This is a genomic window from Campylobacter sp. VBCF_06 NA8 (assembly GCF_027737825.1).
GTDB lineage: Bacteria > Campylobacterota > Campylobacteria > Campylobacterales > Campylobacteraceae > Campylobacter_B.
This window is the reverse complement of sequence record NZ_JAOVUB010000003.1, coordinates 68,829-78,087: the sequence shown is the minus strand read 5'-3', so window position 1 is coordinate 78,087 and position 9,259 is coordinate 68,829. Positions and strand designations below refer to the sequence as shown.

Genomic DNA, 9,259 nt, shown 5'->3' with positions numbered 1-9,259 from the left:
AATTTGCCTTAGTTTTTGTTTATACAATTTAAATTTTCAAATGCGACAAGCAATCTTTTTACCATACTTTCCTCGCCACATCTTAGCCATTTGCGTGGATCGTAGTATTTTTTGTTTGGCTTATCTTCGCCTTCTGGGTTGCCGATTTGACCTTGCAAATATGCTCTGTTTTTGAGCTCATACTCTCTCACGCCGTCCCAAAACGCCCACTGCGTATCGGTGTCGATATTCATCTTAACTACGCCATAGCTTACAGCGTCTTTGATATCTTTGATCTCGCTACCGCTACCGCCGTGGAATACGAAATTTACAGGTTTGGCGTCATTTAAGCCAAATTTTTCTTGCACGAATTTTTGCGAATTTCGTAGAATTTCAGGGCGAAGCACGACATTTCCCGGTTTATACACGCCATGCACATTGCCAAAGCTCGCTGCAATCGAGAAATTATCGCTGATTTTTTTAAGTCTTTCATACGCAAGCGCGACATCTTCTGGTTGCGTGTATAATAAAGCATTATCAACGCTTGTGTTATCTACGCCATCTTCCTCGCCGCCTGTTACGCCAAGCTCGATTTCTAAGGAAATTCCTAGCTCGCTCATCTTTTTAAGATACTCTTCGCAAGTGCTTAAATTTTCTTCCAAACTCTCTTCGCTAAGATCTAGCATGTGGGAGCTAAATAGTGGCACGCCGTGCGCTTTTTTATACCCTGCGCTTGCCTCTAATAATCCATCAATCCAAGGAAGCAGTTTGCGCGCTGCGTGGTCAGTGTGTAAAATCACAGGCACGCCATAATACCTAGCTAGCAAATGCACCTGCAAAGCACCTGCGACTGCGCCCATAATCGCGCCGTTTTCGCACTCTTTGCCCGCATAATAACTCGCTCCGCCATTGCTAAATTGGATAATCACAGGAGAGTTTGCCTTTTTGGCGCTCTCTAAGACAGCATTTACAGAGTGGCTTCCTACGACATTTACAGCAGGGATTGCAAAACCCTCGCTCTGCGCGTATTTGTAGAGCTTGCTAACATCATCGCCAAATAATACACCAGCTTTAACTACATCTAAAACACCCATTTTGCACCCCTTTTTTAAGATTATTTGTATTCGATTTTTGCTTTTTTAAGCAGATCTTGCGCTAATTTTTCTGAATTTGCGGCTGCTTTTTCTTGGCGGATTGAGCCTTCGATTAGAGGTTTTACCTCGCTAACTGGGACTTGGCGTTTTGCGATTTGATCCTCTTTTAAGATTACATGGTAGCCAAATTCTGTCTTAACAGGAGTTTTTGAAATTTCACCTTTTTTTAGCGCAAATGCAGCGTCCGCGAAAGGTTTAACCATAGCGCCCTCTTTTGGAAACGCTGGTAGTGCGCCACCTGATTGTTTTGCGGCTGGCTCGATTGATTTGGCTTTTGCGATTTCGCTAAATTTAGTGATTAGTGCGCCACCATTTAGCCCTTTTAGCTCATCAATCACAGCCTTTGCCTCGGCGTCTGTTTTTACCAAAATATGGCGAACTTGGGCAAGTTCTGGATTTACAAATTTGGCTTTATTTTTGTTGTAAAAGTCTTGAACCTCTTTGTCGCTGATTTTGATTTTTTTGGCCTCTTTTGATTGCCATACGCGCACAGCTAGGTTGTCTTTTTGGAACTCTAACTCTTTTTTATAAACTTCGTCGTTCATAACGCCTGCTTTTTTAGCTTGTTCTACGACAAGTTTTCTAGCGATAACGCGGTTTAAGATATCTTTTTTGGTGTTTGCTGGCAGTGAAGCGAATTGTTGTGGAGCTATGCCTTGGGCTACTAGAAATGGAATAACATCGTTTTCTGTGATGTTTTTGCCATTAGCAGTCGCTAAAACTGTCGCATTTAGGCCCATGGCCACAGCCAAACTAAGTGCTGAAAAAACTAATTTGTTCATCTGAATTCCTTGTAAAAAAAATCGCAAGATTATAGCCAAAGCTGGTTAATGATTAAAATTTTGCCCGCCTTAGGATACGCATTTTCGCGTATCTATGAGCGGGTCAGTGTAATTGAAGTGAAATTTATTTTACTTCTACCTTCGCGCTTTTGCGAAGTTCTTGTAGTTTTTGCTCTAATGCAATACCTGCTTTTTCCCCTCTTAGTATGTTTTGGATAAATGGTTTAGCCTCGTCTTGGCTAAGCTGTTTTTTAAGCTTGCTATCCTCTTTTAGGATAATGTGATAACCAAGCTGAGTTTTGACAGGAGTTTGTGTGATAGCACCTCTTTTAAGCTTATTCGAAGCGTCCCAAAACTCTTTTGGCATCATCTCTTGTGTAACCCATGCAAGATGACCCTTTGTTTGCTTCGCCTCAGGCACGATTGATTTAGCTACTGCTAACTCTTCGAATTTTTTCACCAAAGCGTCGCCATTTAAGCCTTTTAATGCTTTGATAATAGCGTCAGCGTCGGCTTTTTTCTCTACTGTGATATTAGCTAGTAATTGAGCAGCTGGTTCGACGAGGGCAGCTTTGTTTTCGTTATAAAATTTAGCGATATCTGCGTCGCTAATTTGAATTTTTTGCGATAGTTGGTGTTGATACATTTCGATAGCGATTCTATCTTGCGCTGATTTTAGGGCGTCTTTATACTCTTGTGTGTTTGTAACGCCACTTTTTCTAGCCTCAGCAGCCAAAATTTCAATATCAATTGCTCTGGCAAGCACCATTTGTTTTTCTTGGTTGCTTAGTTTGGCTGGATCTTTGCCAAGTGCTGCTAGATGTGGTGCAATCTCGGCTTCTGTGATTTGCGCTCCATTGACTGTGGCAAAAACTGTCGCATTTAGGCTCATCGCTGCTACTAAACTTAGGGCTGAAAATAGTAATTTTTTCATTAAAATTCCTTGTAAAAAAAATCCTATAATTATAGCTAATAGTGGTTAATGATTAAAAATTTTAGTGTAAAATAGGCGTATGAGAACGAAAAAAGATATAAAAGAGATTAAAAATTTATTGTTATCAAATTTTGGCAAACCAACAAGCGAACTTAAATTTAACAACCTTTATGAATTGATTGTCTGCGTTATGCTCTCAGCCCAATGCACCGATAAACGGGTAAATTTAATCACACCTGCGCTATTTATGGAGTTTCCTGACATACACTCGCTCGCAAATGCAAATTTGGGCGCGGTTAAAATGCTAATAAATTCGTGCAGTTTTTTTAATAACAAAGCGCAAAATTTAATCAAAATGGCAAAGTCTGTGGTAGAAAATTTCGGTGGCGAAATCCCGCTAAATGAAAAGGATTTGCTTAGCCTTGCAGGGGTCGGGCAAAAGACAGCCCATGTCGTGCTAATCGAGCATTGTGGGGCGAATTTTATCGCCGTGGATACCCATGTTTTTCGCGTTTCGCACAGGCTTGGGCTAAGTAGCGCAAAAACGCCAGAACTAACCGAAAACGACCTTACAAAGGCATTTGTAAGCGATTTAAACTACCTGCACCAAGCTTTGGTGCTATTTGGACGATACACTTGCAAAGCCGTCAAACCAAAGTGTGCGGAGTGTTTTTTAAATCATCTTTGCAAGAGTAAGGATAAAATTCTGTGAAATTTCGCAAGGAGCGATTATGAGAGTAGAAGATAGTTCTTACCCATTAATGGGAACAAGAATAGTTTTAGATGAGGAAAAAATCAAGCAAGAGGGCAAATATAATCTCGATGAAATGTATGCAAAAATCGATGAAATGGCGCAAGTTTGCAATATGCAAAAACACGATAGGCATACTTTTTATGCGATAAAAGGCGAAAAAAGCTTGTCTGATTTAGGAATTTTTATTTGGTCGTATCTAATGAAAGCAAAATGGGTTACAACAAATGTCAAAGAGTGGGTGTGGCTCGATGAAGATGAGGGCGATGAGAGTTTGATGGATAAAGCAAAGGAGTATTCTAGAAAATGAAAGCACGAAAAATGATAAATTTTGATTTATCAACAATAGAGTATAGTATGGTGGGCATACTAGCCCACCATAAGTGTCAAATAAAAGATTAAAAATAATAAAATTTAATAAATTTATCCTACATTTTTAATGATTTCTCGCACGGCATTTAGGATTTTTTCGACTGATTTTAGCTCGACTTTTTCATGCGTGCTGTGTGGTGAAGTGATATTTGGACCAATCGAAGCCGCCTGCATCTCGCTATCTTTTGTGATAAAAACGCCACACTCTAACCCAGCATGAACGGCTCCCAGCCTAGCAGTTGGCACAAATTTTTGCAAATTTTTTAAGATAAATTCGCTAAATTCGTTATTTTGTGGTTGCCAAGGCTCACTCGTTTCGCCAAAAACGCATTCCAAGCCAAAATTCTCAGCCAACATTTTGGTTTGGTATTTCACCCCTTTTAAGCCCTTTTTGCTCATCGATCTAGCGTAAAACAAAAGTTCAAATTTGCCGTTTTTTTCACCAGCCAAAGATAAATTTATGCTAGTTTGTGGCAAATTTAACTCATCGTTAAAATCCCTAACGCCTTGCTTAAATTCGCAAATGAGATTTAAAATATTGTCCGAATTTTCATAAATTTCACACTCTTTAAACCCTAAAAATTTATGTTTAATAAAATTTGGAAAATTTGAAATTTCATTTTTAAAAATCGCCGTCGCACTAGCTTTTGCAGGGATTGAATTTGCCCTTTCGCCGCCACTAAATTCGGCGATTTTACCGCCATTTTTAGCGATAAATTCGGCTAAAAATTTAATCGCATTTGGCAAATTTTTATGAATTTCGATTCCACTATGACCGCCCGGAAAATCATCTATAAAAATCTCATAGCAAAAGCCACTTGTCTTCTCGCGCGCGCTGTCGCAAAGAGCGCGGATTTCGGCACTTCCTGCGCATCCGATTATGACTTCGTTTTCATCTTCGCTGTCTAAATTTAGCATTTTTTTGCTTTTTATAGTGCCTTCAAATTCTCTAACGCCCCAGAGCCCCACTTCTTCGTTATTTGTAAAAACTGCTTCGAAGTTCTCAAACTCGCTCATCATCGCCATGATTATGGCTACGCCAATTCCGTTATCAGCCCCAAGTGATGAGTTTTTCGCGCTTAAAAATCCGTCATTTTCGACTGGCTCGATTTGCGGCGCAAGTCCTACTCCAACCATATCATAGTGCGCTTGCAGACAAATTTTTGGCTCACCTTTGCAGACATAAATATTTCCTGCGTTATCAACTTCCACGCTAAATTCGTGCTTTTTTGCAAATTCTACTAAAAAATCGCGCAGTTTTTCCGTTTCATAGCTAAGGTGTGGAATTTCGCAAATTTGGAGAAAATAATTCATAACTTTTTTCATTTTTTCGCCTTATTTTCGCTTATCACTTACGATTTTGCCCTCGTAAGTGGTCTTTGCGATAGCTTCTAGCATTGCCTTTGTATCGGCATCATCGCGCGCTAGCACGCTGGCTGTTTTAGTTGCTAACTCCACGCGTGCGCTGATTACGCCATCGCACTCACTTAGGGCCTTTCGCACCATTTGCGTGCAGAGCGGGCAGTGTATTTTCTCTACATAAATTTCAATCTCTCTATCGGCGAAAACCGCGCTAACAAGGGCAAATAATAGTAAAATTTTACGCATAAATTTCCTTATTTTTGTTTAATACTTAAAATTTTGGCTTTTTCGTATTTTGCGTTTTTCAAAGCCTCGATCATAGCGTTCGTATCGGCGTTATCTTCGGCGATGACGACCGCTTTTTTCTCGCCCTCTTTGGCCTCGACGCTGATTACCCCCTCGCATTTTTGCAAGGCAAATTTAATCGAAGCTGCGCATAGGTTGCAATGGATTTTTCCGACTTGGATTTCGATTTCGCGCTGTGCAAAAAGCGCGCCACAAACGAGTGATAAAACTAAAATTTTACGCATAAAATCTCCCTAAAATTTCAGGATAAAATAGAAGTAAAAATATCAAAATTCCGCTTAAAATGTAAATAAAATACCATTTTTTGCGACCTGCGCCGATAACGCATGAGTTTTTACGAAATAGCACGAAATACAGACTCGCAATGTAAAAAACAATGGAAATCGCCGTAAAAATGGGGCGAAATCTCGCCAACTCGTCCGCAAAGGAAAGTGCCGAAAAACTCACCCCAAAAAGCAAAAACAAAAGCGCCGGCAAACAGCACAAAGTCGCCATAAATGCGCTTATAATCGCCAGTGCAATAAATTTTAGCTTACTCAAATTTCGCGACTTTTGTAATCGTAGCTAAATTCTTTCGGGTCGTAATAATTTAGCGTTTGTCCGTCCGTTTCGCCATAAACATAGCCGAAATTGTTTATCGGAAATTGCGCTGGGCGCGGACTTAGCGTGAAATCTCTGCCGTAATTAAATCCTATCCAGCACATCTCCCAGTTGCCAAAGAGATATTCGCGGATTTGCGCGATTTTTTGGTCGTCGTTTGTGAGTTTTTCGCCAAGTCGGACTTTGGTGACATCGGCAGGATCTACTGGAATCCAGCCATATCCTTTGAGATAAAACTCAGCGCGACAATGTTGTCCGCCTGAAATATGGCTAAATCCGTCATCTTTGGGTGCTGCGCCCATTTGACCTGAAAATCGTGATTTTCCAACCCTTATACCAAACATTTCGCGCGCAGGTATCCCAGCAGCCCTCGCCAAAGCCACAAAAACTGAGTTTATGTCGGTGCATTTGCCACTTAATTTACCGCTACTAAGTATTTGCTTCACATCGCCTAGCCCACACCCAAGCACGCTGTTATCGCGCTCCATGGTGTTTGCCACCCAGGTGTAAATCGCCCTAGCCTTTTCTAAATCGCCTTTGATATTTCCTACGATTTCATCTGATTTTTGTTTAACCACGCCGTCGATTTGAATTTGCGTAGTTGGCTGCAAAAATTTGGCGATTTCGGGGGCTAGTTTTTCGTTTTCGTTGAAATTTACCTTCGAAAAATCGGTATTTCGCTCAGTGGTTTGCACATCGAAACTGATATCAAGTATCGGAGTTTCGCTTCCGCTAAATTTCGCATAATATGTCGGAATTTCGCCCTCAGTGATAAATTTCTCGACTGCGTTTGAGCCGACCTTATAGTGCGAAATGACCTGCTGAAAATCGCTTGGAAGCACGAGTGGGACCCACACCCTGCTCTCTTTGCCAACCTCTTTGATAGCGTGTTTTAAACTAACGCTAAATTTGCGCGTTTTTTGCTCGGCTTCTTTGGCGCTCGTATCAGCCAAAACCACGCTAGGAGCGAAGCTAGCGACACCTAAAATACTACTAAATTTGAAAAAATCTCGTCTTTTCATTTGAAAAATTCCTGAATAATCTAACCAAACTTGGCTCTAAAAGGCGGAGATTTTATCCTTTTAACGCTTTAAAATTGCTTTTTTAAATTTGCTTTGATAAAATGGCGCAAAATTTATGAAATTTAGGGTAAAAAATGGATTTAGCTAGCATAAAAAATGAAATGTTAAAAAAACTAGAAAACGCTCAAAATGCCGAAATTTTAGGCGCGATTAATGCGCTGCCAAAATTTGATTGCGAGGTGAGTTTTGGCGATGCTATAAGCGCGAAATTTGACGCAAACGAAGAGCAAATGGAGCAAATCAGGCAAATCGCACTATCGCTAAAACCTTGGCGCAAGGGGCCTTTCGCGCTAAATGAGCTTTTTATCGACAGCGAGTGGCAAAGCTTCATCAAATTTAACCTTTTAAGGGGGCATATTGATTTGGCGGGCAAAAATGTCGCAGATGTGGGGTGCAATAATGGTTATTATATGTATCGTATGCTAGGCCTTGGCGCGCGTAGCGTTACAGGCTTTGATCCTAGCGCGCTATTTTATCTACAATTTTTGTTTTTGCAACATTTTATGCGCACACAGGCGATTTTCGAGCCACTTGGCGTGGAGCATTTGCCATTTTATGGGGCGAAATTCGACACGATTTTCTGCCTTGGCGTGATTTATCATCGCTCAGATCCTATCTCTATGCTAAAACAGCTCAAATCCGCGCTAAATAGCGGTGGCGAGGTGATTTTAGATACGATGTATATAGATATGGACGGAGATTTCGCACTTACGCCAAAGGGCGGGTATTCTAAGATCTCAAATATCTACTTCGTGCCCACTATCGGCGCACTTAGCAACTGGTGTGAAAGGGCAAAATTTAAGAATTTTGAAATTTTAGAAACCAAACAAACTGATTTTAACGAACAGCGAAAAACTGAGTGGATTGACGGCCAGAGCTTGGAAAATTTCCTAGATCCAAAAAATCCAAATCTCACTATCGAGGGTTACCCTGCCCCGAAACGAGTCTATGTTAAAATCAGCCTGTAAATACGCAAAATTTTACAAATAATTTTGCGTATTTTGTCAAATTTGGCAAAATTTGCAAATAAATCATAAATTTTAATCAAATTTTTCTCTCTTTTTTAAAGCTTAATTTTAGTTTAATATTGGTAGAATTAAAAGTTTAGTTTATAATTTACAAAGGTTTTCTATGAACGCTCAAAATTTAATTCCATATTTGACCGATTTTTTGGCCACAGAACTTGAAAAAACAGGAGCAGACGCTTTCGTAGTCGGAGTCAGCGGAGGACTTGATAGTGCCGTAGTATCGGCATTATGCGCCCTAACAGAGATCCCAACTCACGCCCTAATCATGCCTATGCCTAGCTCAAATTTAGCAAATTTAGGCGATGCAATCGAGCACTGCGATATGTTTGGTATAAACTACGAAATCCAAGAAATCGCCCCATTTATGGAGGCTTTCGCTTCGCTTGATACTGGCGCAGACAAGCTAAGAACTGGAAATTTTGCGACAAGAGTTCGCATGGGATTATTATATGATTACAGCGCGAAACACCGCGCAGTCGTAGTCGGAACAACAAATTTGAGCGAAAGAATGCTAGGATACAGCACGATTTATGGTGATTTGGCGTGTGCCTTTAACCCAATCGGCGAAATTTTAAAGACAAAAGTAAGCAAACTTGCCGAAGCACTTACTATCAATGAAAATATAATCGCAAAAACTCCGAGCGCAGATTTATGGGAAAATCAAAGCGACGAAAGAGAGCTTGGATATAGCTATGATATCCTTGATAGCGTGCTTAGAGACATCTTCTCTCGCCCTGAACTTCGCGAAAAAATTAGAAGCGGCAAAGAGATTATAAAAGATGATTTAGCATACTTGCTTGATTCGAATCACAACGCTGATTTATGCAAATTTATCACAAATAGAATGATAAAAAATAGCTTTAAATTACGCATGCCAAATGTAGCACAAGTAGATCCTAATGCTTAGGA

The 9,259-nt window shown here is 40.3% G+C and carries 12 protein-coding genes; 4 read left to right on the top strand and 8 right to left on the bottom strand.

Features of this window, described 5'->3' with window-relative positions:
• Positions 1–8 precede the first annotated feature (8 nt).
• The 3 genes from fbaA to OFO10_RS04700 all read right to left on the bottom strand — a co-directional run bounded on the left by fbaA (position 9) and on the right by OFO10_RS04700 (position 2,849).
• Positions 9–1,073, bottom strand: a complete 1,065-nt coding sequence (gene fbaA / locus OFO10_RS04710) for a class II fructose-bisphosphate aldolase (protein ID WP_270866281.1) — start codon at positions 1,071–1,073, stop codon at positions 9–11.
• Positions 1,074–1,093: 20 nt separating this feature from the next.
• Positions 1,094–1,915 (bottom strand): peptidylprolyl isomerase, encoded by an 822-nt coding sequence (locus OFO10_RS04705; RefSeq protein ID WP_270858917.1) that lies wholly within the window; start codon positions 1,913–1,915, stop codon positions 1,094–1,096.
• 124 nt (positions 1,916–2,039) lie between these two features.
• Positions 2,040–2,849 (bottom strand): peptidylprolyl isomerase, encoded by an 810-nt coding sequence (locus OFO10_RS04700; protein ID WP_270866280.1) that lies wholly within the window; start codon positions 2,847–2,849, stop codon positions 2,040–2,042.
• A gap of 79 nt (positions 2,850–2,928) precedes the next feature.
• Here OFO10_RS04700 and nth point away from each other — a divergent pair, with 79 nt between their 5' ends.
• Together nth and OFO10_RS04690 are read left to right on the top strand one after the other, a co-directional pair.
• Complete coding sequence (nth, locus tag OFO10_RS04695) at positions 2,929–3,561, top strand: endonuclease III (RefSeq protein ID WP_270866279.1); 633 nt, start codon at positions 2,929–2,931, stop codon at positions 3,559–3,561.
• Positions 3,562–3,580: 19 nt separating this feature from the next.
• Complete coding sequence (locus OFO10_RS04690) at positions 3,581–3,910, top strand: hypothetical protein (RefSeq protein WP_270866278.1); 330 nt, start codon at positions 3,581–3,583, stop codon at positions 3,908–3,910.
• 113 nt (positions 3,911–4,023) lie between these two features.
• Here OFO10_RS04690 and OFO10_RS04685 read toward each other — a convergent pair whose 3' ends face one another.
• From OFO10_RS04685 to OFO10_RS04665, 5 genes are read right to left on the bottom strand one after another with little or no spacing between them, the layout of a single operon-like run.
• Complete coding sequence (locus OFO10_RS04685) at positions 4,024–5,298, bottom strand: M20/M25/M40 family metallo-hydrolase (RefSeq protein WP_270866277.1); 1,275 nt, start codon at positions 5,296–5,298, stop codon at positions 4,024–4,026.
• 9 nt (positions 5,299–5,307) lie between these two features.
• A complete protein-coding gene (locus OFO10_RS04680) occupies positions 5,308–5,580 on the bottom strand; it encodes a cation transporter (protein ID WP_270861746.1) in 273 nt (90 codons plus the stop codon).
• Positions 5,581–5,588: 8 nt separating this feature from the next.
• Positions 5,589–5,864, bottom strand: a complete 276-nt coding sequence (locus OFO10_RS04675) for a heavy-metal-associated domain-containing protein (RefSeq protein ID WP_270866276.1) — start codon at positions 5,862–5,864, stop codon at positions 5,589–5,591.
• Positions 5,857–6,180 (bottom strand): aryl sulfotransferase, encoded by a 324-nt coding sequence (locus tag OFO10_RS04670; RefSeq protein WP_270866275.1) that lies wholly within the window; start codon positions 6,178–6,180, stop codon positions 5,857–5,859. Before OFO10_RS04670 ends, OFO10_RS04675 begins: the two co-directional genes overlap by 8 nt.
• Entirely contained in the window at positions 6,177–7,262 is a 1,086-nt protein-coding gene (locus tag OFO10_RS04665) for a transglutaminase-like domain-containing protein (protein ID WP_270866274.1), read from the bottom strand. Before OFO10_RS04665 ends, OFO10_RS04670 begins: the two co-directional genes overlap by 4 nt.
• 134 nt (positions 7,263–7,396) lie before the next feature.
• Between OFO10_RS04665 and cmoB the strand changes: the two genes are divergently transcribed.
• Both cmoB and nadE read left to right on the top strand, forming a co-directional pair.
• The gene (gene cmoB / locus OFO10_RS04660) at positions 7,397–8,290 is read left to right on the top strand and encodes a tRNA 5-methoxyuridine(34)/uridine 5-oxyacetic acid(34) synthase CmoB (protein WP_442867988.1); all 894 of its coding nucleotides are present in this window, start codon (positions 7,397–7,399) and stop codon (positions 8,288–8,290) included.
• 163 nt (positions 8,291–8,453) lie between these two features.
• Positions 8,454–9,257, top strand: a complete 804-nt coding sequence (nadE, locus tag OFO10_RS04655) for an NAD(+) synthase (protein ID WP_270866273.1) — start codon at positions 8,454–8,456, stop codon at positions 9,255–9,257.
• Positions 9,258–9,259: the final 2 nt, after the last annotated feature.

Excerpts from the sequence above, each read along its gene's own strand:
- fbaA (WP_270866281.1), bottom strand. The coding sequence starts at position 1,073 with ATGGGTGTTTTAGATGTAGTTAAAGCTGGTGTATTATTTGGCGATGAT.
- OFO10_RS04685 (WP_270866277.1), bottom strand. The coding sequence starts at position 5,298 with ATGAAAAAAGTTATGAATTATTTTCTCCAAATTTGCGAAATTCCACAC.
- OFO10_RS04705 (WP_270858917.1), bottom strand. The coding sequence starts at position 1,915 with ATGAACAAATTAGTTTTTTCAGCACTTAGTTTGGCTGTGGCCATGGGC.
- nadE (WP_270866273.1), top strand. The coding sequence starts at position 8,454 with ATGAACGCTCAAAATTTAATTCCATATTTGACCGATTTTTTGGCCACA.
- OFO10_RS04665 (WP_270866274.1), bottom strand. The coding sequence starts at position 7,262 with ATGAAAAGACGAGATTTTTTCAAATTTAGTAGTATTTTAGGTGTCGCT.
- OFO10_RS04690 (WP_270866278.1), top strand. The coding sequence starts at position 3,581 with ATGAGAGTAGAAGATAGTTCTTACCCATTAATGGGAACAAGAATAGTT.
- nth (WP_270866279.1), top strand. The coding sequence starts at position 2,929 with ATGAGAACGAAAAAAGATATAAAAGAGATTAAAAATTTATTGTTATCA.
- OFO10_RS04675 (WP_270866276.1), bottom strand. The coding sequence starts at position 5,864 with ATGCGTAAAATTTTAGTTTTATCACTCGTTTGTGGCGCGCTTTTTGCA.
- OFO10_RS04680 (WP_270861746.1), bottom strand. The coding sequence starts at position 5,580 with ATGCGTAAAATTTTACTATTATTTGCCCTTGTTAGCGCGGTTTTCGCC.
- OFO10_RS04700 (WP_270866280.1), bottom strand. The coding sequence starts at position 2,849 with ATGAAAAAATTACTATTTTCAGCCCTAAGTTTAGTAGCAGCGATGAGC.
- cmoB (WP_442867988.1), top strand. The coding sequence starts at position 7,397 with ATGGATTTAGCTAGCATAAAAAATGAAATGTTAAAAAAACTAGAAAAC.